At 44.2% G+C, this 23,982-nt stretch carries 25 protein-coding genes; 9 read left to right on the top strand and 16 right to left on the bottom strand.

The annotated features are described in order from the left end of the window. Positions 1 to 221: 221 nt before the first annotated feature. Genes ACX0G7_RS08480 through ACX0G7_RS08470 form a run of 3 tightly spaced genes read right to left on the bottom strand, consistent with a single transcriptional unit; the run spans position 222 to position 1,691 of the window. Positions 222 to 605: a DUF3037 domain-containing protein gene (locus tag ACX0G7_RS08480; protein WP_458923017.1), complete on the bottom strand. Its 384-nt coding sequence runs from the start codon at positions 603 to 605 to the stop codon at positions 222 to 224. After that, entirely contained in the window at positions 583 to 1,380 is a 798-nt protein-coding gene (locus ACX0G7_RS08475; RefSeq protein WP_458923016.1) for a HipA family kinase, read from the bottom strand. The genes ACX0G7_RS08480 and ACX0G7_RS08475 overlap by 23 nt, the downstream gene beginning before the upstream one ends. 50 nt (positions 1,381 to 1,430) lie before the next feature. Next, the gene (locus ACX0G7_RS08470; protein WP_458923015.1) at positions 1,431 to 1,691 is read right to left on the bottom strand and encodes a hypothetical protein; all 261 of its coding nucleotides are present in this window, start codon (positions 1,689 to 1,691) and stop codon (positions 1,431 to 1,433) included. Positions 1,692 to 1,799: 108 nt separating this feature from the next. Between ACX0G7_RS08470 and ACX0G7_RS08465 the strand changes: the two genes are divergently transcribed. The 3 genes from ACX0G7_RS08465 (at position 1,800) to ACX0G7_RS08455 (ending at position 4,203) form a co-directional block, all read left to right on the top strand. Then, positions 1,800 to 2,510, top strand: a complete 711-nt coding sequence (locus tag ACX0G7_RS08465; protein WP_458923014.1) for a DUF92 domain-containing protein — start codon at positions 1,800 to 1,802, stop codon at positions 2,508 to 2,510. A gap of 127 nt (positions 2,511 to 2,637) precedes the next feature. Then, positions 2,638 to 3,213 (top strand): cupin domain-containing protein, encoded by a 576-nt coding sequence (locus ACX0G7_RS08460; RefSeq protein ID WP_458923013.1) that lies wholly within the window; start codon positions 2,638 to 2,640, stop codon positions 3,211 to 3,213. 24 nt (positions 3,214 to 3,237) lie between these two features. Next, entirely contained in the window at positions 3,238 to 4,203 is a 966-nt protein-coding gene (locus tag ACX0G7_RS08455; protein ID WP_458923012.1) for a c-type cytochrome, read from the top strand. A 105-nt stretch (positions 4,204 to 4,308) separates the two neighbouring features. Here the strand turns inward: ACX0G7_RS08455 and ACX0G7_RS08450 are convergent, their stop codons facing one another. From ACX0G7_RS08450 to ACX0G7_RS08410, 9 genes are all read right to left on the bottom strand, one after another. Continuing rightward, positions 4,309 to 4,956, bottom strand: a complete 648-nt coding sequence (locus ACX0G7_RS08450; protein ID WP_458923011.1) for a response regulator — start codon at positions 4,954 to 4,956, stop codon at positions 4,309 to 4,311. Between the two features lie 52 nt (positions 4,957 to 5,008). Further along, the gene (locus tag ACX0G7_RS08445) at positions 5,009 to 8,092 is read right to left on the bottom strand and encodes a ligand-binding sensor domain-containing protein (protein ID WP_458923010.1); all 3,084 of its coding nucleotides are present in this window, start codon (positions 8,090 to 8,092) and stop codon (positions 5,009 to 5,011) included. 73 nt (positions 8,093 to 8,165) lie between these two features. After that, on the bottom strand, positions 8,166 to 8,921 hold the full coding sequence (locus tag ACX0G7_RS08440; protein ID WP_458923009.1) for a hypothetical protein: 756 nt from the start codon (positions 8,919 to 8,921) through the stop codon (positions 8,166 to 8,168). A gap of 120 nt (positions 8,922 to 9,041) precedes the next feature. Then, positions 9,042 to 9,842, bottom strand: a complete 801-nt coding sequence (locus ACX0G7_RS08435) for a hypothetical protein (RefSeq protein ID WP_458923008.1) — start codon at positions 9,840 to 9,842, stop codon at positions 9,042 to 9,044. 113 nt (positions 9,843 to 9,955) lie between these two features. Beyond that, positions 9,956 to 10,921 (bottom strand): c-type cytochrome, encoded by a 966-nt coding sequence (locus ACX0G7_RS08430; protein ID WP_458923007.1) that lies wholly within the window; start codon positions 10,919 to 10,921, stop codon positions 9,956 to 9,958. 192 nt (positions 10,922 to 11,113) lie between these two features. After that, positions 11,114 to 11,980: an SDR family NAD(P)-dependent oxidoreductase gene (locus ACX0G7_RS08425; protein ID WP_458923006.1), complete on the bottom strand. Its 867-nt coding sequence runs from the start codon at positions 11,978 to 11,980 to the stop codon at positions 11,114 to 11,116. Continuing rightward, positions 11,977 to 12,954, bottom strand: a complete 978-nt coding sequence (locus tag ACX0G7_RS08420) for an NAD-dependent epimerase/dehydratase family protein (RefSeq protein WP_458923005.1) — start codon at positions 12,952 to 12,954, stop codon at positions 11,977 to 11,979. The genes ACX0G7_RS08425 and ACX0G7_RS08420 overlap by 4 nt, the downstream gene beginning before the upstream one ends. A gap of 22 nt (positions 12,955 to 12,976) precedes the next feature. Further along, positions 12,977 to 13,567 carry a DUF6134 family protein gene (locus tag ACX0G7_RS08415; protein ID WP_458923004.1) on the bottom strand — a complete coding sequence of 197 codons (591 nt, stop codon included), beginning with the start codon at positions 13,565 to 13,567 and terminating at the stop codon, positions 12,977 to 12,979. Positions 13,568 to 13,808: 241 nt separating this feature from the next. Further along, positions 13,809 to 15,233 carry an aminopeptidase P family protein gene (locus ACX0G7_RS08410; protein WP_458923003.1) on the bottom strand — a complete coding sequence of 475 codons (1,425 nt, stop codon included), beginning with the start codon at positions 15,231 to 15,233 and terminating at the stop codon, positions 13,809 to 13,811. Positions 15,234 to 15,401: 168 nt separating this feature from the next. On the opposite strand from ACX0G7_RS08410, the gene ACX0G7_RS08405 reads away from it, so the two are divergent. The 3 genes from ACX0G7_RS08405 (at position 15,402) to ACX0G7_RS08395 (ending at position 18,834) form a co-directional block, all read left to right on the top strand. Beyond that, the gene (locus tag ACX0G7_RS08405) at positions 15,402 to 17,555 is read left to right on the top strand and encodes a S9 family peptidase (RefSeq protein WP_458923002.1); all 2,154 of its coding nucleotides are present in this window, start codon (positions 15,402 to 15,404) and stop codon (positions 17,553 to 17,555) included. A gap of 85 nt (positions 17,556 to 17,640) precedes the next feature. Beyond that, a complete protein-coding gene (locus ACX0G7_RS08400; RefSeq protein ID WP_458923001.1) occupies positions 17,641 to 18,438 on the top strand; it encodes an NIPSNAP family protein in 798 nt (265 codons plus the stop codon). 78 nt (positions 18,439 to 18,516) lie between these two features. Beyond that, positions 18,517 to 18,834, top strand: a complete 318-nt coding sequence (locus ACX0G7_RS08395; RefSeq protein WP_458923000.1) for a hypothetical protein — start codon at positions 18,517 to 18,519, stop codon at positions 18,832 to 18,834. A 487-nt stretch (positions 18,835 to 19,321) separates the two neighbouring features. Here ACX0G7_RS08395 and ACX0G7_RS08390 read toward each other — a convergent pair whose 3' ends face one another. The 4 genes from ACX0G7_RS08390 to ACX0G7_RS08375 form a co-directional block, all read right to left on the bottom strand. Then, positions 19,322 to 19,471: a hypothetical protein gene (locus ACX0G7_RS08390; RefSeq protein ID WP_458922999.1), complete on the bottom strand. Its 150-nt coding sequence runs from the start codon at positions 19,469 to 19,471 to the stop codon at positions 19,322 to 19,324. Positions 19,472 to 19,562: 91 nt separating this feature from the next. Further along, positions 19,563 to 20,165: a hypothetical protein gene (locus ACX0G7_RS08385; RefSeq protein ID WP_458922998.1), complete on the bottom strand. Its 603-nt coding sequence runs from the start codon at positions 20,163 to 20,165 to the stop codon at positions 19,563 to 19,565. A 354-nt stretch (positions 20,166 to 20,519) separates the two neighbouring features. Continuing rightward, positions 20,520 to 21,326 carry a hypothetical protein gene (locus ACX0G7_RS08380; RefSeq protein WP_458922997.1) on the bottom strand — a complete coding sequence of 269 codons (807 nt, stop codon included), beginning with the start codon at positions 21,324 to 21,326 and terminating at the stop codon, positions 20,520 to 20,522. Next, a complete protein-coding gene (locus ACX0G7_RS08375) occupies positions 21,323 to 21,502 on the bottom strand; it encodes a hypothetical protein (RefSeq protein ID WP_458922996.1) in 180 nt (59 codons plus the stop codon). The genes ACX0G7_RS08380 and ACX0G7_RS08375 overlap by 4 nt, the downstream gene beginning before the upstream one ends. 296 nt (positions 21,503 to 21,798) lie before the next feature. Here ACX0G7_RS08375 and ACX0G7_RS08370 point away from each other — a divergent pair, with 296 nt between their 5' ends. From ACX0G7_RS08370 to ACX0G7_RS08360, 3 genes are all read left to right on the top strand, one after another. Further along, positions 21,799 to 22,236: an ester cyclase gene (locus ACX0G7_RS08370; protein WP_458922995.1), complete on the top strand. Its 438-nt coding sequence runs from the start codon at positions 21,799 to 21,801 to the stop codon at positions 22,234 to 22,236. 123 nt (positions 22,237 to 22,359) lie between these two features. Beyond that, positions 22,360 to 22,497 carry a hypothetical protein gene (locus ACX0G7_RS08365; protein ID WP_458922994.1) on the top strand — a complete coding sequence of 46 codons (138 nt, stop codon included), beginning with the start codon at positions 22,360 to 22,362 and terminating at the stop codon, positions 22,495 to 22,497. Positions 22,498 to 22,569: 72 nt separating this feature from the next. Continuing rightward, positions 22,570 to 23,946, top strand: coding sequence for a sulfatase-like hydrolase/transferase (locus ACX0G7_RS08360; protein WP_458922993.1), 1,377 nt, complete (start codon positions 22,570 to 22,572; stop codon positions 23,944 to 23,946). The last annotated feature ends 36 nt before the right edge of the window (positions 23,947 to 23,982 follow it).

The raw sequence follows: 23,982 nt of genomic DNA, 5'->3' as shown, positions 1-23,982 counted from the left end.
TTAAGTAACCAATATCACATAGTAAGATCTAAAAATTGTGCCATTCAGCGGTGGTAGGCAAGCCGCAACAATGAAATCCCGGGCGGGACCAGGTAGTATCTGACATAAGGAATTCGGGGTCCCGGTGTTGACTGGAAACCAAATAAAACGGTGCGGCGATATTGGCAGTATTAATAACGGCTGTGAATGAAGTACGTTTTAACGTACGAGCGAAGTAAGCTTTAACGTACTAGCCTGGCAAAGAGCGTCTCGAGCGTTTTACCTGGGTCAGCGGTCAGGCCCGGATGTACTTTAGACGTCTGCAACATAGTACTGCGGGTGGCTGTCAGCCATCTGAAACGGCCGGCAGCATCCAGTCGCGCAATTGGCCCTCCGTCAGGATCGGCAGCCGCTATTTTCCGAAACGAATCCAGTGATTCTTCCAGGCAGTTCAGATCGGTATCCCCGAAAAGTGACTGTATTTTGGCCTGGTTAAATTCATATCTCACACCCAGGTACACAGGTCTTTTGCAGAAGAGAATAACTCCTGCATTCAGGAACTCTTCCCTTTCCACCCGGGGAACTATCCTTATCACGGCATACTCAAATAAGTGCTGTTCTTGCATGCAGTGCTTCTTTTAAAAAGATGTTTGAGTTGGCCATCCGTAGTTTAAGGAAGGCTGAATACACCTGTCGCATTGAAGCAGGTGTATCTGTTTCAGAACCGGGTATCAGCCACTCGTTTGGTAACAAATCAACGATATTATCTATAACCCGGGAAGTAATTACCTGTTTTAATTCATGATCAGCTGTTTCGAGTTCCGAAGCCAGGGGTAGCATAACATGGTCTTTTACCAGGTTAAATGGCCTCAATGCGTGTTCTTCCCAGTTTGACCAGGAATGATGAAAATACAAGGCTGCACCGTGATCTATCAGCCAAAGTTCTTTGTTCCAGATCAGCATATTGGTGTTCCGGACGGTTCGGTCCACATTAGTTAACAGGCAATCGAGCCAAACAATTTTGGAGGCAAGGAGCGGATCTGTCTTATTGATCACGGGGTCGAATGACATTGCTCCTGACAGGAAATGGAGCCCCAGGTTAAGGCCGACGCTTGCTTTGAGCAGATCCTGGATTTCCTCATCCGGTTCAGTCCTGCCAAAAGCGCTATCCAGGGTAGCAAATACAATTTCGGGAACTTTGAAACCTGCTGCCCTGGCAATTTCACCACCTATCAGATCAGCGATTAATGCCTTAACTCCCTGGCCGGCCCCTCTAAACTTAAGGACATACATAAAATCGTCATCGGCTTCCGCTATCGCGGGCAGGGACCCACCTTCCCTTAATGGTGTTATATAGCGGGTCACCTGAACGGTCCTTAACTTAATTGAAGCCTGCTCCATACTTAATCGTGCGCTTAACAAGGTATCGTTTATGCATGAGCGAAATTACCTCATCGCGCGATACTCTGTTCGCGTCTGTTATTTTCTTTCTTTATCAGGTCCACTACTTCGCCCCATTTGCGGATATCGTCAGACATTTCGCCATCAAGCCCGGTCCAGGTCCCCAAAGGGTCCTTCCTGAGCCTGAAGGTTTCATGTAGTATCTCCACCTCGTAATATTCAAGCTCATCATCATTTATAGCATAAACAAGATAGTTAATTTCTGTTTCTTTGATTTTCCACGACTGGCGCGCCAATAAAGTTTTAGTCATATCGATTGATTTCTACCCTTCTCCAATCAAAATCTGTTCTCGGCTGCTTATATTCATAATCTTAAAGTTGTTTTCTTTCTATTCCAGGGCGCTTTTACCTGTATTGGCATGACAGCGGGCATAATCTTTATCATATTACTGGTGCTAATGACAGGGTTTACCCTGTACGCACGGAAGCTGACATTAGCCGGGGCTATCACCGGAGCCGTGCTGGCTTCTACGATCTTTTGTGGTACAGGCTTTCCCGGTGTTATTCTACTCGCCTCTTTTTTCATACTCGCAACCTTTGCAACTTCATGGAGATTTGAGAAAAAATCAAAAATCGGATTATCGGAAAAAAATCATGGCCGGCGGAATAGTCTGCAGGTTTTGGCCAACGGCGGCATAGCAGGATTGCTCGGACTTGCAGCGCTTCTTTTTCCCCAATTCGGGCATTCGATACTTATTATTATGGCTGCCAGTCTTTCTTCAGCCACCGCTGACACTATTTCTTCGGAACTTGGCTCCCTCTATGGAAAAAAGTTTGTGAACATCCTGACATTCCGTTCCGACAGGCGGGGGGAAAATGGCGTAATCAGCGGGGAAGGATTATTGTTTGGTGTAGTTGGAAGCATTATGATCGCTTTAGCTTATGCATTATCCGCAGAATTCAGCTTAGCCACCATATTAATCATAATTCTCTCCGGAACCATCGGCAACGTGGTGGATTCGATATTAGGTGCCACCCTGGAAAGAAACGGTAAAATGAACAATGACGCGGTAAACTTTCTCAATACATTTTGCGGAGCGTTGTCTGGTTTCCTATTGCTGCTCATTTGATCTTCGCCTCCCCGAATCCGGTTACAGATTCTCCATTTTTCGGTTAATATTTCTTGTCTCCCGATTACTGATTTTTGAACCTGCGTTAAAACAGGCAGATGTATCGATCGATTCAAAAACATTCAGGATGGAAAAGAAATTAATAGCGCGAAAAGTGTTCTATAATCCAATCTACCGCGACAAAGTGACTGTGCTGAAATCGGCTTCAGATACAGGCGGTCTTTATTCTTTGGGCGAACTGGAAATTTCACCCGGCGGTGGGAACTCCATGCATGTGCATACTGCATTTGAAGAGACCTTTACCGCGGTGCGCGGTGAACTTGGAGTGGTATTGCGTGGCAAACTCTATAGTCTACGGCCAGGAGAATCCATTACTGTTCCAAGGAACACTCCCCATCACTTTGTTAATAAAACAAGCGAAACAATTGTTTGCCAGGTCAGATTCGTGCCGGGGCATGAAGACTTTGTCAAAGGCCTGGCGATCGCTTACGGGTTGGCAAGTGATGGCAAAACCTCAAAAAAAGGAATACCTAAAAGCATGAGCCATCTTGCTATGCTAATGGTACTCACCGATACAAGGCCCAGCGGGATGTTCGGGTACTTCTTTCCAGTGTTCAAATGGATGGCGGCAAAGGCAAAAAGGAATGGGACTCAACAGGCGCTCCTCGAAAAATACTATTACCTGAATTCAGACCGCAATTAATCTCCAATCAATCAACCAGTCATCGTGAAAAAAGTGATTCGCATTACAGGAATTGCAATCTTTGCAATAATCTTTTGTCTTTTTGTGTTTATACAGCTCAGGCACAACCGAAAATTTGACGCGCCCTTTCCGGCGATAGTAGCTACAACCGATACAACAATCATTGCAAGGGGACGCGAACTTGTTTTTGGCGCCGCACATTGTGCCAACTGCCATGCGCCTGAAAACAAGGCTTCGGTAGCCAGCAGCGAACAGAATGTTCCCTTGTCCGGCGGCCTCAAATTTGAAATTCCGCTTGGCGAGATATTCGCTCCAAATCTCACGCCGGATAAAACGGGTATACTCTATAAAACCGACCAGGCCCTTGCAAGGGCATTAAGATATGGTGTAAGTACCGATGGCCGGGCGTTGTTCGACTTTATGCCTTTTCATCATACCAGTGATGAAGATCTTACGGCCATCATATCATATCTGCGCTCCCAGCCACCGGTAGCTAATGCAGTTCCGGAGAACAACATGAATCTCCTGGGCAAAACGATAAAAGCGTTGGTACTTGAGCCTGCGGGACCAACTGAAAAGGTACCCCACGCAGTTCGACGCGATACGACAGCAGATTATGGAAGATACATTGCAAACAATATTGCCAACTGCCAGGGTTGCCATACCAACCGAGACCTGATGACTGGTGCGTTTATTGGTGAACGTTACGCCGGCGGATTTACGATGGAATCAAAAACTGATTCCGGTACATTGTATATAACATCTCCTAATCTTACGCCTCATAAAACGGGAAGGATAAACGGGTGGTCGCAGAGCCAGTTTATTGAGCGATTCCGAAAAGGCAGGGTAATAAAGGAATCCCATATGCCCTGGGAACCGTTCAGCAACTTGAAGGAGGATGATCTGAAAGCTATTTACAAGTACCTGCAAACGCTGAGGCCAATAGACAATTATGTTGCCCCGGGTGTTTCAACAAAAAAAGGATCCTGAAAGATCCTTTTTTAGATCATATGTTGGTTGATTAAAGCTGGTATCGCTCAATTTTGAATCGTAGATCATTCAATGCTAACCCGGTTTCTGTTGAACTCTCTATCGCTAAACGATCCTTTCTTTCATTGCTTTTGATACAACTTCCGTGAGGGAAGCCACATGTAATTTTTCGTAGATCTTTTTTACATGGCTGCGAACTGTTTCATAGCTGATATGAAGCCTGTCGGTAATCATTTTATAAGCAAGACCTTCCACTATACAAGCCAGTACTTCTTTTTCCCTGGGAGTTAGATTATAGTCCGGCACAGCTTCAGGAATAACGTACTTTGACATCTCCTGCATCTTATTAAACATCTTCCTTGCTATCGAGGGACTCATTGGCGAACCGCCATACTGTAGTTCCTTGATGGCGTCAACCAATCTAGTGTTTAGAAAGTTCTTGAGCAGATATCCTGATGCGCCGGCACAGATTGAGTCAAAAACCCTGTCATCATCCTCGAATACAGTCTGCATAAGGATCTGGATATTCGGGAATTCTTTTTTTATAGCACGAACAGCCTCGATACCAGTCATTGCCGGCATTTCAATGTCCATTAGCACAATGTCTGGTTTGCATTCACGAATATCATCCAGGCAATCAAGCACATGGCTGAACGATCCTACTACTTCAAATTCGGGGTCGGTTGCCAGTAACATATCAATGCTCTCCCGGATGTTCCGGTTGTCATCAAAAATGGCGATACGTAGGCTCATAAATTCATTTATATGAAGTTATTGTTAAAATATCGCGGCTCCTATCCCCTAATCAGGTGATGGGAAACTGGAGCCTGACAGTGAAACCTTTCCCATCGGAGCTTGACAATTCACAACTCCCTTTCAGTTCTCTCGCCCGCATCGACATGTTTTTAAGTCCATTACCTGATAATGAATGCCGGTTTGCTTCTTTTATATCTTTCATCACGAACCCCTTTCCATCGTCACGTATGATCATTTCGAGCCTGAAATTCCTTATCTGTATAGTTACATATAGGTTTTGGCACGATGAATATTTTACCGCATTATTGACAGCCTCTTTAAAGATGAGGTAGAAATTTTTCCGTTGGGTCATCTCCAGGTTAAGCGTTTCAATACCCTGGTCATAGTTAAAATGCAACTGGATGTCTTTTGCCGCAAGCAGGGGTTTGGCAAACGATTCCATTCGCTGAAGCATTACGGGCATGCTATCGTTGCGGGGATTTATTGTCCACACAATATCACTCATTTCACTGATCATGTTTCCCGAAGTTTCACTTATTTTTTCGAGTGCGTCTTTCAGTTTGTCATTCTTATTCTGCTCATTGTAGATCTTTGCAACCTGGCTATAAACGCCTATACTGCTGAGTGTTGACCCAACGTTATCGTGAAGATCCTGCGCTATCTTATTCCTGATCGCCTGGCGATTCAGAATTTCGTTTACCCGGTAACGGTAGATACCATAGATAATTGCGGCAAGTGCCGAAGTACACAAGACATAAAACCACCAGGTCTTATAAAATGGCGGAATTACAGTTATCACCAATTGATTTTGGTGTTCATACCAAACCCCGGGCCGGTTGGTCGCCCTTACTCTGAATACATAGTTTCCACCGGAGAGGTTCGAGAAACTGACTTTATTTTCGGTGCCAAGATCGATCCATGTATCATTAAAACCGGAAAGCTGATATTGAAATTCCACCGGTGTTTTATTGGCGAAGTTTGGTGCAGCAAATTCAATGGTTATATAATTCTGATCATAAGCCAGATCAATGTTTTCCCGGTTCAGTAAATGGTTTCTTGATTGGTTGAATATGCGGAAGTCTGTGATATAAACCGGTAGCTGAGGCTGCGTCTCATTGATCTTGAGCGGATCAAACTCTATAAAGTAGTTCTTCCCTGCAACATAGAACAAACCAGCACTGTTCCTGAATATCTTGCCATGCACTCCTGAAGTTTTCTCAATGTCAGGCAACTGGAAGCTTGAATAGATTTTGGAGTCGGGATCGTATTTATCAAGATTTCCATTACTGATCATCCAGACCTTTCCTTTTTTATCCAGTTGCACGCCTTCCAGCAGGTTATTGCTTTCGGGAATATGATGAGCAGTGTCGGCCTTTGTATCAAAATAATGAAGTCCACCACCATAGGTAGTCACCCAGAGATGCTGAGCCTTATCTTCTATCATATCCGTTACATCATTATTACTGAGTCCGTCCTTCTTCAGGGGATTATTTTTTACAAAACTGAATTGTTCCCCGCCATTTTTCCGCCAGATACCAATGCCATTTTTTGCCGTTGCGAGATAAAGTCTTCCATTGGTCGGGCTTTTATAAATCTTTTTCACGAGGTTATCGCGGATATTGAAATTAACCAGGATGTTCATTGCCGTATCAAGCCGGGTGACCCATTTGTGTTTTGACCAGAAGTAATAAGCGAGGAAATGACCATAGGGAGATGCGATCAGCACGGGTTCGCCTTGATAAGTGTCTTCAGCTATTGACACAACGTGCGACTTGATTATCTGATTCATGACGCTATCCTTATCGGTGTTCTCTAACAGCCTGAGGTTGAAATTGTCAGGATTGAGCATAAACAGCGAGTAATTTGTGCCAAGGTAGAGATCACCAGAAACCGACTTATAGAATTTAGAAACCTCCAGTTCTTTGCCTTTATAGATTACAGGCTTTAATAAAAAGTTTTTCTCTCCTTTTTTCCGGATATATATCCCCTTGTTGGTGCCTATCCATAGGTCACGTCCTTCTGTTTCATAAAAATCGAACAGGGTAATATTTTCATTCTCGGCTTTACTGATAAACTGTTGCCGGAATTGCTGTTGCAATGGATTGCTGATGCTTACACCCAGGTTTGTTCCCAACCAAACAAGGCCGGATCGGTCAATAAACACGCAGTTTACCTGGTTATCTGCGATGCTTCCGCCTTTGGCAGGCTCGTGAATGTAGTTCCGGAACTCATCCGTCTCCGGATCATAGATATGCAAACCCTTTGTGCGGCCCCCCATCCAGATCAGCCCCGACTTGCTTTCCGCAAAGCTGAGTATCTCATCATTCTGAAAAGAAAATTCCCGATTATCACTTTGATAGCACGTTTCCGATTTTGATTTGTTGTCGAACTTGTACAGCACTTTATCCCAGGAGCCAAACCAGGTGTTCTTTTTGCTGTCGGTAAACAATGATACCACTGTTACATGCGGCAGTGTTTTGGCATAAAGATCATTATACCTGGGGTCCATTGAGTAAGTGAGATTTGCCGGATTGATATATAACAATCCGCCTCCCTGTCTTCCGGCCCACAAAACATCAGGTTCTCTGAGAGTTAATGCTAAAACAGTCCTGGTACCGCTTTTTATCGGGCTAAGAAACCGCTCAGCTTTTTTGTCGAAACGGAGTACATAGAAACCACTGGTTGCCAACCACAGGTAGCCTGCAGTATCCTGGACAATTTTATTAATGATGTTAACGGGAATAGAGGATGAATCTCCCGGAAGGTTTTTGAACTGCCTGAATTGCTTAGAAGGTTCAAGGCGATAGTCATAGCGGGTAAGCCCACCATCAGCGGTAGCTATCCATAGTATCTCCTGTTCGTCCTCAAACAGATCAGTAATAATGTTTCCTGAAATGGTAGTAGTGGTACCTGGCGAATTTTTGAAAACTGTGAACCGCGTGCCGTCAAACCGGTTTAGGCCATCATTGGTTCCCAGCCATACAAACCCCCTCTTGTCCTGTATAATACAGTTTACCTTATTATGAGAAAGGCCATTCTGAGTGGTAATATTTTCAAAATAAAGTGAAGGAGGTTGCGCGCCCGCTAACTTGCAGATCAACACTGTTAAACAGATCATGGCGACTGGCCGCATCATGGATAGGTTGTACATTAAAATTACCTAAACATCCGGCTTTTTGTTGCGCTAATATTTTTCGGGCGGTTTTTCAGGGCTGGGGGGTTGGTTCACTGTAAAGGAAATCATCAAGCACGATCAGGTCTTCAGGCCCTCCGTTTGAAATGTCTGCCTGGTTTGAACTTAAAATTCCCGGATGACTGACAACCACCTTTGTGACTTTTTGATCTGCTCCGAAATGAACACCGAGGAATGAAAATGAGGAATTTGCATCGTGAACGGGAATAAAAAATCTGCCGAGACTTCTATCATCATCAAAAAACTCAAGATAACTTTCGTTTGGGCTGTCAACGTCGGAAAACACAGCGCCGAATCCGCGGACGGAAGCCCGGCTGGTTTGTCCCGGTACCTGGAACCCGACTTCCCATAATGTACTGGATACATTCGCGAATGTATTGGCCCCGCTAAAAGGTTTGAAACTACCGGAGGCAAGCGTGTTGATCTCGTTGAAATTTGATTTGCTGACCACGAATGACCCTGCCAGGGATGTATAGATTAATCCGCGTTGCCTGGTAGCAAGGGCGCCGGGGCCGGTTGGATTAAAAAAATCATTTGGAAGCGGTTTGCCAAGCTGAGCTTCAGGAACCGCGTCCCAGTTTATCTCGCGACGACCGCTGGTGTTGGCGGCACCATTGTTCAATGGCCCAAGTAGCTGGCGGAATGCATCGATCTCATCCTGGATGGTTCCATTGCCCTGGATCACTATGGGGCCCTCATCGACAGAATCTTTTTTGCAGGAATTGAAAAGCACTGAAAGGTATAATAGTGCTAAAAACGTTTTTTTCATGATTGTGGTTTATGTTTCAAAGATTCACAATCAGCAGCATGTTTCTTGTCACCAAATACGGGGATAAAAAAAAGATCTTCCCTAAGGAAGACCTTTTGTCAAACTACCCGCACCTGAATTTTATGGAAGTGGTTTGGGTTCGTCGTAAAAGAAATCATCATAAACGACGAGATCCTTATTACCGCCATTGCTAACATCCTTAATACCTGCCGCGAGAACGCCATTGCCTGCCGAAATTTTTATCTTTGTAACCTTATCATTGGGAAAATGCACCCCGAGAAAAGAAAAGTTGGCGGAACCATTTTTTGCCTGTGCCCCGTAGGTGCCAAGATCTTTATTGCCATTGAAAAACTGGACGGTTGTTGAGTTCGGATCATCTACATCAGAAAAAATAATTCCAAATCCCTGAACAGCAGCATCGGTATTTGTGCCTGCAACTTTGAACATGATTTCAGATACTGTTGAATTCGCTGAGATGATCGCTTTTTTCTGGCTGAACGGAACAAACTGAGTTGCGTAACTTGCATCAATATCTTTAAAGGAACTGCTGTCAAGCCTTAATGGTGATCCCGTTGAGAGGTAGACCAGTCCCCGTTTTCTGCCGTTTGCACCCGCAGGATCTGTGAGGTTGAAAAAATCAAGTGGGAAATTATTGTTGTTGGTAAAATTTGCCGGAACTCCATCCCAGTTTACTTCGCGTCGACCGGAAGTTTTTCCGGGTGCAACATTGAGTGAATCCCCTAGTATGTTTCTGAACTGGTTAATGGTTCCGATGATAGCAGCACTGTCCCCGGCGGCTTTCACGACATTGACATTGTTTTGACCACCGCCCGGTTTTTCATAGTCGTAATCGTCATCTTTATCACATCCGGTAATTAATGCACCCGCGAGAAGAATTGAGAATAAGGAAATCTTGTTCATTGTTTCAGATTGTATTGATTAGTCCAATAAAGTTTGCTGGTGCAAAGATGCTGTCCGCCGGGGCATCAGCGAATAGCCTATACTGTTGGATCTAATCACTACAATAGGGGAGATCAGTTGCTTACCTTCTCTACCTTATGGACAATAGGCTTAATGGTTTTGAGATAATCATAGATTGCCTCCAGGTCAGATTGCTCCATTCCGCCATACATGCCCCATGGCATAGGCGTGTTAACTTCACCACTCTTTACCACAACAGGAACATACGCACTGTCTGTATATGTTTTAAATCTCTTTACAAATGCTTCTTTGGTCCACGATCCGATACCAGTGTTATCAAAAGTGATATTAGCTGAGCGCAGAATTCCTGCTGGTTGCTTAAACTCCATACCACCTCCGAATTCTGTTCCTTCAATGATCTGACCCTTGTCGGTCTGGCTGTGACAGTCTACGCAGCCAGCTACATTCACCAGGTATTTTCCATAGGCTACATTGTCACTCTTGTCAGGCTTAGGCTGGAACGCGGCAGGCTCAGGCATGGTGTTGATAAGAAAGTTGACCGGGAAGTCCGCCGTTGACGTTGCTACCTTGTGATCTACCGGGGCCAGTGTCCTGATATAAGCGATGATGCTCAATACATCTTCCTCATCCATCTTACCAAAGCGTTTGTAGCCCATAATCGGAAACAACGCGTGGCCATCTTTGCTCACGCCTGTTGTGATCGCGCGTAAAATTTCCCCGTCGGTCCATTGCCCGAGGCCGGCAGGCGTAATATTCGGAGCATAAAAGTTTCCCGGGAATCCCATTTGCTTATTAAACTCTTCACCACCGCCACCGAAGTTTCCTTCCTTAAGTGGCGCCGAGTACAGTTGCCAGTTGCGGCTACTATGGCAATCCATGCAGACGGCCACATTATTTGCCAGGTATTTTCCTCTCGCCACCCTGGCTTCAGTCCGTTCAATTTTGATATCCTTTGGCTGGCCGGTATCTGGCAATGCGGTCTTAACATAAATGCCTGCTGAGAACGCCAGGACAACAATAACAAGGAGGATGATTCCGGTAACTTTAAGAACTTTCATTGTTAATTACAGTTTAGTTGGTTGGTACCACCGTATCCCTTGTATAACGGTAATGGATGGTTGTAAAGGGGTTAAAAAGAAACCATTAAATAAACGAAAAAGTTTTTGATACAAGCACGTGTAACTACGTATTCTTGTATGAATTGGGGAAAAAAGGGTATCAACTGGGCGTAAAATATCTACCGGTCCTGTTTATGCGGATTCTGCCTTCCGGATTCCTGATTCAGGGGTGTCGACCGGTATGTGCTTGACCGTTGCCGGTGACCGGTAAGCATTGAGCCTGCCGATCTGATGGCTGATAATGGCTTTTTTCAGAACCACGGGTATTACGCGGTCCATACAAAGAAAAAGCCTGTTCAGCTTACCCGGGATAATAACACCTTTTTTCCTGAACATACCATTCAGGGCGAGGGGTGCTACCTCCTCCGGATTCATCAACGATTTTATAGTAATCCAGCTTCCTGATTTATTCAACATCGTTTGTGCAGCATTGCTGTTGATGCCCCCGGGACAAAGCACTGTTACGTTTACATTATGTACTGCCAGCTCCTGGCGAAGGCTTCTTGAAAAGAAGTATATAAATGACTTTGTACCGCCATACACCTGTTTTTTGGGAAGAGAAAAGAAACAGGCCAGGCTGCTAACGTTTAATATGTGAGAAGGGCTGTTGGTTTTTAACATTGGGACGAACAGGTGTGTCAGCATTGTTGTAGCCAGCACATTAATGCGAATCTGTTTTTCAAAAAAACGCGAGCTTTCTTCTTCAAAAAATCTTGTGTTGCCAATACCGGCATTATTGATCAGCATGTTTATCTCAATTCCCAGGCTGCAGATCTTATTGAAAATAATCACTGCACTGTTGTCCTGGGACAGGTCCTGTTCAATCACCACCACGTCAGATTCAAAATTTTTCTGAAGATAGTCTGACAAATTGTGGAGCTCGGGCCCGGGTAATGCCACCAGGACAAGATTATGTTTTCGGGCAGCGCATTCCAGCGCGAAAGATTTTCCCAACCCTTCGCTTGCCCCCGTTATTAACGTATAATACCGGCTTTTCAAGGGTGTGTTTTTATATGGTGAATAGTCTTACTGATTCCTTCCCTGAACCCGGTAATGGAATAGCCAATCTCATTGATCGCCTTCGAGCAATCGAAAGCCGCATTCTGCAGATACCTGGTTGCTGCGGCAGGCGTAAACTTTGGATCAGCACCTGTCAGTTTGTGTTTTAGTAATTCAACATAACCCCAGGCTTTTACGGCAAATGCGGGCAGAGGTACAAGCCGCGCACTTGCGATCTCCTCCCTGATTATTTTAATTACCTGGTCATAACTCAGGTTTTCACCGCCTACAATATATCGCTCCCCGCATTTGCCAATCTCCATGGCGTTGATATGGCCCTGTACAACATCATCAATATATGCGTAGTTTCCAATAACGTTTTTGATACCGGGCATAAAAACAAACTTTCCGCGAAGACATTGAGTCAGCATTTTTGTTATCATATTTGCATGTGTGGCGAGGCCGGGTCCATAGACCCTCGACGGATTCACAATTACACCTTCAATGCCTTTCTTACAGAATTCACGGACACTCGATTCTGCAAGGAACTTTGACAGATCATAGTCGTTGTTAAAAGCCGTAATGCGCGGGTCTGATTCAGTTATCGCTGTATTTAACGATGGGCCGAAAACTGCACAACTTGAAGTGTACACTACCTTCTTCACACCATTTTCAAAAGCTGCCTGGAACACGTTTTCCGTGCCGGTAACATTGATGTCGTAGAAAGTTCTCCTCCGGGCTGCCCATAGTTTCGCATATCCAGCAACGTGATATGCCTGTTCACAGCCTGCTATTGCTTTTTGAATTGTTTTAGGTTGCGTTATATCTCCCATAAAGTACCTGATATCAGGGTGTCTCTGGCGGGCGGGAAGTTCATTGCGTACGAGTGCATGTACCTGGTGACCGCCATCTGCCAGTTTTTTTGATAAATGGTCCCCGATAAAACCGCTCGCTCCTGTGATAAAAATTTTCATTGGTGCTGGTTGAATGATTAAACTAATTTTTCAGGTTCATCTCCATATGATAGAGGCTATTAAAAACCTCGACTTTACTGCAAATACCGTTTGTATAAGAATAGTAGTTATAATTACCATCTGGTAATACAACTTTATAGGTATGGGGTTTTATCCTGGTTACCGGGAGAAATTTCTGGTAATTATCAGAGTAGACCTTTCTTATGTTAACGGGTTCCAGGCAGTACATCCTCATAAGATTGTATGCGATGCCTTCATGATGAAGCAACATAGATTTTCCATCATCTGATAACGTATACACTTTATTACCCGCGGTTGTTTGTTTCTTCACCTTTTCGGTGCCGTTTACGGAGCGGTTAACAGCAGAGTAAACGAGCCGGCCATTTTGAAAAACAGACTCTTCTACCGATTTAACACGGATGGTAAATATGAATCTTGTCTTTATATCGGATGTCATCCGGTAGTGAACGGTATCGCCTTTAATTACCTGGTGTAATTTTACTGTACCCACGTCTTCACCTTTATATCGTACCACATAGGTACTTAAATTTTGCTGTGCGGCAAGTTGTATTGAGCAGCAGGTCATTATCATCAAAAAGATATTAGCCTGCATGGGCAGAAGTATTTGATTTAAAATCGAATTTCTTTTTCCCTGCTTTAAGTTTAGGTAGCCCTTTTCTGAGAAACCATATTATTAGTGCTGTTATCATCTGATGAGATTTATTAGATGACAAGGCAGTCGACTGTAACCCCCATCGGGATTTACGTTTTATATTTTTTTAACAATTCCGGGAACTAATATAGCAGGTCAGCCGGTGCAAGAGAACCAGCTTATGTAGATAATGCAGTAGATTCTAAATTCCCGAGGCCGGTACAATAGAAGGAACAGTCTGAAGTATGTTTTTCCGGAAACTTTCAATCTCGGTCACTCCTTTAGGCAACGGTTCCCCCAACACCCTTGAGCCGTTAGCAGTGATCACGAAATCTTCTTCAATCCGGATGCCACCAAACGACCTGAATGTATCAAGCTTATCATAATTGATAAACGATTTGTGTTTCTTTTCTGCTTTCCACATATCCATCAAAGCCGGTATAAAATAAAGACCTGGCTCAACCGTCAAAACAAATCCCGGTTCAAGCGCCCTGGCGAGCCTTAGGGATTTTAGTCCGAATTCCGTGCTTTTCCTTATTGTGTCATCATAACCGACAAATTGTTCACCAAGATTTTCCATATCATGGATATCAAGACCAAGCATATGGCCAAGTCCGCACTGGAAGAACAGTGTATGCGCGTTGTTCATAACCGCTTCATGACTGTCGCCCCTCATCAGTCCAAGGTCTTTAAGTCCATCAACAAGTTTCTCACAGGCAAGTAAGTGAACATCGCGATAAAGTATTCCCGGTCTTAGTGCTGAAGCCGCCACCTGCTGGGCCTGCAAAACAATCTCATACACTTCTTTCTGGACCTGGGTAAATGATTTATCAACGGGAAAAGTGCGGGTGAGGTCACCCGCATAATGTCTTTTGGTTTCTGCTCCGCAGTCGCATAAAAGTAATTTACCCGGCACGATCGGGTTATTTGTGTAATGGATATGAAGCGTTTCACCTCTTGTTGTGAGGATTGTAGGGAAGGATACATTACCTCCGGCAGCAATGGCGATGGCATGCAGCTGAGCTGCGATTTGTGCTTCTGTGTCGCCCGCCCTTGCAAACTGAAGGGCAGCCATCTGCATTTGACTAGTTGTGTTGACGGCTTCCTCGATTTCCGCTATCTCAGCTTCTGATTTTACCGATCTTAATGCAACAATCGCCTTGATCAGCGTAATTGATTTTTTAGATTCTGCTTCCTGTCGGGGAATTCCCAGCAGGTCCTCGATAGTATCATAATGTTCGGGCCGGTAGGGAGGCAGGAAGTGAACAGTTGTACTGCCGGCAGCATGCAGGTAAGGCTTCAACTCAGATAGCTTTTTGCTCACGGCGATACCCGACTGATCTGCAAGCTCCCGGAGAGATGGAAGTGGTCCCTGCCATACAACATCATCGATAGTAGCATCATCGCCAAAAAGTATCTCCCGGTTATTGTCAATGTCAATTACCAGTATAAGATCTGCCAGATCAATACCACAGAAGTAGAGGAAGGAGCTATCCTGCCTGAAGAGATACCAGTTGTCTCTATAGCTCATACTGCTTTGCTGATTACCTGTGAGCAAAACGATGCCCGAACCCATCTTTGCCCGGAGTTGTTGCCTTCTTTGTATATAGGTATCCTTATCAAACATGATATTGATTTATAACATTTGTAAAGTAGTGCCTTCCCAAACAATCACGAACATATCCTTAAGTTAAGTATTAAAGACTGTTATTTTAACTGGAAAATCTGCGATTGATTTGGATTCGAAACGGCTGCAATACATTTATTCAGTACATTGAAATCCCAAAGCTATCGCATGAGAAAAATATGTTCTTCGTTTTTATTTTTTCTGATCCTTTATTCAGTGCAAGCTCAAAACGGCACCGAACCGATGCGTGTCACCGACATGCTTAAAATAAAAAGACCTGATAATATTACATTGTCGAAAGACGGCACCCGGGCGGCTTTTACATTAAACTCAATTATAACCGATCCTGCCGGCAAAGGGGATTATAAGTACGTTACGCAGATCTATGTTGTTGCTACAGACGGAAGGTCAGCGCCCCGCCAGCTCACAACTGCCAGTGAAGGTGCGTCCCAGCCGGCCTGGAGCCCTGATGGCAGGCAACTGGTATTTGCACGCGTCTCGGAAGGGAAATCGCAACTCTTCCTGTTATCAATGGACGGAGGCGAACCCCGTCAGCTGACCAGGCATGCTTATGGCGCTTCAAACCCTGTGTGGTCACCGGATGGCAAAAAGATTTTGTTTTCAGGCTCTATCTCATCGAGGGATATGTTGAAGGATTCAGTGCTCAATGTGAAAGGTGGTTTGCCCGCATGGTCATTTGAAAGACCTGGCTTCAGCAAAAACATCGGGCCTCTGAACCCAGGTATTAAAGCGGATCCGGATGGCAATTATGAACAGGTAAGGGCCTGGTTAAGCGAAAATGAAAAGGACCGGAAGGCAGTCGTCTTTAATAAACTAAATTTTCAAAGCGAAACCAATGTGTCGCCGGATCTGAACTTCACCCACATCTTCGTGGTCGATGCAGATACGACTGCTGTCCCAAGGCCGCTGACCAAAGGATTCGCAAGATTTACAAATGCTGACTTCACACCGGACGGTAAGCACATTATTTTCTCCGGCGATCTGGATTCCCTGCAACACCCGGACCGCTCCCTTGAAAGCGAAATATTTATTGCTGATGCTGACGGAAGCAACCTCCGAAAAATATTGGGAGAAGAAGGTAAATCGTACAATAGTCCACGCATATCTCCGTCCGGCAAGTGGCTCGCATTTCAGTATGGCAATACGTCTTTTGTGTCTGTGCCATCTCTTGCCATCATGCCCGTAAATGGCTCAGTAAAAGATATCGTGACCATTCCCTTCGATCGTAGTAAAAGTAATTTTAACTGGAGTCCGGATGAGAAATTTCTTTATTTCAGTGCGCTATCAAATGGAGGCGTACCTGTTTACAGAGTAGATCTCAAGACGAAGAAAGTGCAGCAATTCGGTGACTACAATGCCGGCATTTACAGCTATGATATTTCCAGTGAGAAAATAGTTTTTGCAAAAACAGAAGTTACCAATCCCGGTGAAGTATATCTTTCAGATAAAGAGATGAAAGTGGTTAAGCCTTTGAGCAGTTTTAATAACTGGGTGAAGTTGAAAAAACTTTCTCTCCCCGAAAAGAAAACGTTCACAAACGATAAGGGCCTCACCATTGAATACTGGATGATGAAGCCTGCCGCTTACCAGGAAGGAAAGAAATATCCCGTGCTCTTAAATATACATGGTGGGCCATCTGCCATGTGGGGACCAGGAGAAGCAAGTATGTGGCATGAGTTCCAGTTTTTTTGCAGCCAGGGATACGGAGTGGTTTATTGCAATCCCCGGGGTTCCGGTGGATATGGATTGGATTTCCTGAGGGCAAATGTGAATGACTGGGGTGCCGGACCAACAAGCGATGTGCTTACATCTTTGGACAAAGCTGTTGCAGAAAACTGGATCGATACTTCAAAGATGGTCGTTAGTGGTGGATCTTATGCCGGTTACCTGGTAGCCTGGATAATCTCTCATGATAAACGCTTCAAAGCTGCCAGCTCACAAAGGGGGGTGTACGACCTGGCAACATTTTTTGGTGAGGGTAATGCATGGCGCCTGGTACCAAATTATTTTGGTGGTTATCCCTGGCAGCCGGAAGTTCAGAAAGTGCTCCAACGGGAATCGCCGATCAGTTATGTTAATGAGATCACTACTCCGTACCTGATATTTCATGGGGATAATGATCGACGCACCGGGTTTGTTCAAAGTGAAATGTTGTATAGAAGTTTAAAGGTCCTCGGCCGGCCCGTAGAATATGTCCGCCATCCGAATGCGACCCACGAACTTACAAGGAGCGGAGACAACAGGCAAAGAATCGGTCAGATGTTAAGGACATGGGAATTTTTTGAAAGATTTGTTCGTTGATTAAAAAACGTTCATTCGCAGTATTATCACAAGCGCAATTTTCAACTGTATATAATTTATTAATTTAGAAAATACAAACAACGATATGCAAAGACGCCGTTTTTTAAATGCTTCCATGTTAACCGCTTTTGCAGCTGGTATATCGCCTGCATTTGCTTTGGCCACGGGTGATAGCGAACAACATAAGAAGAAAAGACAGGAATTCTATGAATTAAGAGAATACACCTTCGCCAATGATGCACAGCAAAAACTTGTAGAGGAATATTATGAAAAAGCTGCTATCCCTGCATTGAACAGGCTGGGTAGTAAAAACATCGGCGTGTTCAGGGAAATGGAAGCTAAGGGACAACCAAAACTATTTGTGCTGATCCCGTTTAGTTCCATTGAAGCTTTCACCGGTATGAGGGACGCATTGATAAAAGATAAAGCCTACCAGTCCGGTGCTGAAGCATATCTTAAGGCAGAGGCTAAAACACCTGCTTATTCCCGGATTCAAAGCTCACTCTTAAAGTCTTTTACAAATTTGCCACAAATGATAGTGCCGGCAAAGAAACCACGGTTACTGGAGTTAAGGCGCTATGAGAGCCACAGTGAACTGGCGGGAATCAAAAAGATACACATGTTCAACGAAGGTGGTGAGATAGAAATTTTTAAAAGGGTAGGACTTGATCCCGTTTTTTTCGGCGAAACGCTGATTGGAGAGAAGATACCGAATCTGACATACATGATTGCCTTTGATGATATGGCTGAGCACGATAAAAACTGGAAGGTGTTCACTACTGATCCGGAATGGATAAAGATCAAAGACCTGCCCGAGTATAAGGACACCGTATCTACCATTACAAGAACCTTTCTTGCACCAGCGGACTTTTCGCAAGTTTAAAGAGATTAATCCTCAGTTCCAAATAGTAAGTATGAAAGAAGAACCAATATCAGAATCATAATAAACGATTTCTCCCGGATGAACACTACAACCACAGCCCTGAAAGAATTATTTGAGCGGATACCAAGAAGGCATAGTCCGGACAATGTGAAAGAGATTCATAATATCATGGATGAATACGAAACTGTACTTCAAACGATAGAAGCAGAATCGCCGGCACTTGAAAAACAGGTTGCGCCTTTTTTCGACGGCCTGGAACCTATTCGCGTGCTCATCAAAAAATCATCAGACAACAAAGCTTCTAAAAGAATGAAAGATAATTTTTTTGATGAAGCATCGGGGTCGCTGAAAGACAGCATGCAATCAGTCATGGAATTTTATAAGGTGGTTCAATAAAATCCATTCCGGCTACCAATCATCCGGATATATTAAGAAGAATATATATCAACATAGCCGCACGAAGTCAAACCAATTCATAGCTCCTTCATTGTAAAGAGTTGGGGAAACAATTTAGAACATTATGGTATTGAAACGCAGCTGGTTCGGGGCCAGTGGGCAATGTAATTGACAACATCAATAACACGGTAACTGGCAGCACTTAATGCACGTCAACAACGGGCAATTTTCCGGAGGGGCCGGCAGAATGCTTCAGGCTAAGTCAGGGTTATGGCCGGTAGGGTACACCCCGCTGTCCGGAAGCGGACAATATTGAAGCCGATGTAAATATTCAAAACAAACGGCATCAGGTGGTGAACTGATTGGCACTTCAAATGTCCGTGAAAGTTATCATTCAATTTAAAGATAGGCTTTTGAATTGCATGAATATTGCCTGGCGTAACTTGTTGAGAGACCGGCAGTTTACCAAATTCGACCTTGGGCCCTTCTACCGGTAAGGCTTTACGCGGTTGATCTGGGAGTCTACAAGAACCTGGATAGTGGTGGTAAGATCATCGCCATGGGTGATGGTATGGTCTCCCTCGACATGACCAGTTGGGAAGGCGTAAACAACTACCAGTGCCCGGAGTTCATGCATGAAATCTTTGCATGGCTTCTAAACTAAGGTCCATGTTAAAAGTGTCGTTATCGTTACCCATGATTACGGTGGTGAAAGCGGTTTTAGTAGGCTAATTGATTTCCCGAATCAGGATACGGACGTCGTGCGGAGCAGCTTCATCTCCACCAAAATAAGGATATAGCTTGTAGCCGATGCCAGTATGGGTGCGGCTGGTCCTGGACATAACCAACTTTTTTTCATTCAATGTGAAGATATATGAACCCTGAGAAATTTCTATTTCAAATTGATGTGCAGTCCCAATGGTGATGGTTCCAATTTCCCGGGTCATCATTGCCCCTTCGTTATATACGTACGCGAATATCCTTAGCGCACTGTCGCTCCATCTCCATCCAAAACGTGCGCTGTTACGGTGATGGTGTTCATTATTATCCGAAAACCCATACAATTTGTTCACGTCGTACTGATTGGCAGGATTAATCGTCCGGTATACGGCTGAGCTGTCAAACACGGCTATAAACTGCTGCCGCCGGTAATCAACGGCAATCACCGGATTTCTATTGCTATAATGACTACCGCGTTCAATCGTGTAATGGATGAATGACGCGGGGTGATCATTTACGCCGACTTTTCGCGGCGCAGTACTGATCGGGGACTTTGTACATGAAGTGAGATAGCATACTATACAGACGAGGGCGACTAAAATTGCTTTCATAGAATTGGTATACGAAAATATCCGTTCTTCCAGCATAAAACAAACAGAAGCCTGTTTTAAAATGGTCACTAAGTAGAACCCGGTAAGACATAACGGGGTTGATACTAGCAAGCTGGTTTCACCAACCCGCATTTTTGCCTAACATTTGGGTTGACGGTGACATCATTGGACGGTATATCTCATCCAAATTTTGGATTCCCGGCAGCAGCTGATAGGGATGTATATCCTGTACAAACAATGAAAAAATTTTGATTCTCTGGTGCGGACCTGGTAAATCCTTCAAGCCACCTTTTCAAATCCCATAATCTAGAGCTTCAAATGCCAGCTTATGTTAAGCGCTGCATAAGCAAGGGTTTATAATTCGGAATAATAAGTAATGTTCATGTTTTTAACATCTGCGTATTTGATGATAAATATTTCTCCGGGTATGTGATAATATCTTTCATCTATTTCTTCCGTTATTCCTGACTCAAAAATTATTGTCTCTGAAATGGCTGGCTGTGTTTTATTATCAGGTGGATTTATTTCAGCATCTGGTGTCTGATAAAAATCCAGGCCTTCCGCTTTCTCATCTTTTGATAAAACTCTTCGTCTCACATCTTCCATATGAAGCTCCTTAATACCTCCATCTTTATCCAGCCAGAAATCCGTCAGAAAACCTCTGTAAATCAAAGTGTCATTCCTGGTTTCCAGCAATACATCCAGCCATACAGAAATAGGTTCAGCGGCTTTACTTTTCGGTTTGAGTATATCATACCATTTATTATAAATGGCGAGGACGGGAAATTTTCTGTAAACATTATAGCGCAGTACCAACTTCCGCAAAAACAGTGCAGCAAGGAAGTTTACTACTGTGTTGATGAACATGTACACCAGGAACGAAAAAAGATAATCATTCAGCTTGTTTATGTCTTTTGCTGAGGTATTGGCTACCAGGAGGTTGAAGATGAACTGGAAATTGATTATATAACCTAATCCGGCAAGCACCAGTACGGATATAGAATGAAAAATAAAAGCAGGGATCAGGGAACTGTAGATCTCTTCCAGGGTAGTGGTATTGATATTCCTTTTCGAATAAGGACTGGAGAGATAGGTAACACGAAAAACTATACCTGGAACAGCGAGGAGGAAAATAATGAGAAAGCCTACAGCAAGACTCATCTATCTTTGAGACTTATGCGCTTAAGGACCAGCGTTTCTCCGTTAGGGAGTGCGCCGTTGACCCTTATTACATCATTATTGTAGCGATTATTAGCAATTATTGCTGCCGTCAAAACCTTAGCGGTTTTTGTAGTTGACAACGCTTCTCTTACCCGGGAACCCATTGATGCCTTCATACACACATAGTTATACAACGAAATTAATCAAAATTTTGCCAATTATCAAAATTTGAAGGCTTTATGAGGTTCCGGGCAGGAGGGTCGATTCAATTGGCGCGCAGGAAGGTCATTCCGTTGGTGCGGTAAAGTTCCTTATTCGCGGTTAATTATGTAAATTAGATTACCACAATTTTCTTTCATTTCCTTCTCCAGCCCTTAGAACACGGTCAAATATCTTCTCCTTGTGTGAACTCGCATTGGGTTTCAACACGAACCTGAGTTTCGGGTTCGGGTCTTTTTCTTCACAACAAAATATGGAGGCTATTATGATTGCTCATCCAAACTTACCGGTAATTGTTTCTGAATACGAACAAAAATGGGTTGAAGGCCTGAACAATGGAGATGTTTCTGTTGCTAATGAAGTATTCCATCATGATTGTATAGTACATATCAACGGTAATACCCGACGTGACCTCACGGTGGAGCAGTTCACTGAAATGGTGGCGGGATTATTTGTCGCTTTCCCGGATCTGCATTTTACTATCGAAGATCAATTCAGTTCGGGCCATAAGTTCAGCACACGCTGGACGGCCACCGGGTCAAATACCGGACCGTTTGGAGACATGCCAGCGACCGGAAAAAAGGTAGAGATCGAGGGCCATATCATCGATTATGTTGTAGATGGCAAGGTCGCAAAGCGGTGGGAGATCTGGGACCAGATGGCCATGATGCAGCAACTTGGACTTGCATAAATCGTTTATTTGCACTGTAGCCCATATGCCAGGATGGTTTGCAATATTGAAACAAACCGCTATCTTGTTGATATAAAATCCAGGCTGTCCTGCTCTTCATCTCTTCACATTCAAAGTACCCTTATGAAAAAGTTGAAAAGCCTGATTTTGGCATTTCTTGGTAAAGGTTCGGAAACTGAAGTTGAGTTCGAATTCGATTTCATTCATATAATCATCTTTTTGTTCCTGGTTTGTTTTGCCTGGGCCACGTTCTCTAACTGAAATCTTACCGATCCCGTCCTAAAGAATTCATATTGAGCGATTGCCTCTTGAGTCACTTCAAATATTTGCAATATGCTCTTCTGGCGCGTACCTGTTTTGTTCTTTATGGATCTCTATTTGCGATTGTTTGTACAGCGATTGTTGCTGGTGCTGCTATGCGTTGTTATAGCAGGGAATGTATTCTGTCAACAACCGAATATCATCTACATTATGGCGGATGATATGGGCTATGCAGATCTGAGTTGTTTCGGCAGGAAGGATTATCAGACTCCCAATTTTGATAAGCTTGCCTCTGAAGGCATGATCTTCAAAAACGCATATGCCGCCGCCGCGGTGTGTACGCCGACCAGGGCTGCGTTTATGACTGGCCGTTATCCCGCCCGGACGGAGATCGGCCTGCTTGAACCGTGGATCCCATCTCCGCGTGACGAAGAGATCGGGTTGTCTGAATCAGATTTTTCCATTGCCGCTGCCATGAAAAAAGCAGGCTATGAAACGGCATTGATCGGGAAATGGCACCTTGGCAGAGGCACCAGGTTTACCCCGGCAAAGAACGGCTTCGATTATTTTTATGGTATAAAGACCGGGGCGGCAGATTATTTTTCCCATAAAGGAGATGCGGGCAGGATTGACATGTACGAAAATGAAAACCTGATAGAGCCAACTGGTTATATGACAGATCTCCTTGCCGCAAAAGCTATCGCCTTTCTCGATACACCTCATGCGAAACCTTTCTTTCTCAGTCTTCAGTTTACAGCTCCACACTGGCCATGGCAAGGACCAACTGACAAGGCGCTGAATGATTCACTTTTTCAATTACCGCGAGGCATGATGTCGAATGGATCACCTGCTATTTACGCTGCCATGATGAAAAGCCTTGATGACCAGATTGGCAATATTATGGCAACGCTGAAATCAAAAGGTCTTGAAAAAAACACGGTGATTATTTTTACCAGTGACAACGGTGGCGAAAAATTTTCGGATATGGGACCATATTCAAAAGGCAAGATGAGTGCCTGGGAGGGTGGGGTGAGGGTTCCCGCCTTTGTAAAGTGGCCGGGCAAAATTAAACCTGGAACTTCTGCGAGGCAGCCGGTGATCACGATGGACTGGACAGCAACTATTCTAGCAATCGCCGGTGCTAAAGGCGACTCCCGGCTACCCCCGGATGGCATAAACCTCATCCCTGTTTTTGAAAATAGCAAGCTTGAGACCGCGCGCACTTTTTACTGGCGCCTTACCCAACGAACAAATCAACATGCAATACTCGAAGGGAATTGGAAATACCTGAACGACGCGGGTAAAGAGTATCTTTTTAACATTGCTGAAGACCCGGGAGAAAAAGTCAATCTATCGCAAACCAATCCAGGCAAGCTTTCAAACCTTAAGGAGAAGTATTTAGCCTGGCAAAATTCTATTCTGGTGCCGCTCCCTTTAATAAACAGGTAAATTTTGAGGTTGAGCTAAGGGCATGATTTTTCTGTT

The sequence above is a fragment of the Flavitalea antarctica genome (assembly GCF_054461535.1).
This window is presented reverse-complemented; position numbering and strand designations above follow the sequence as displayed.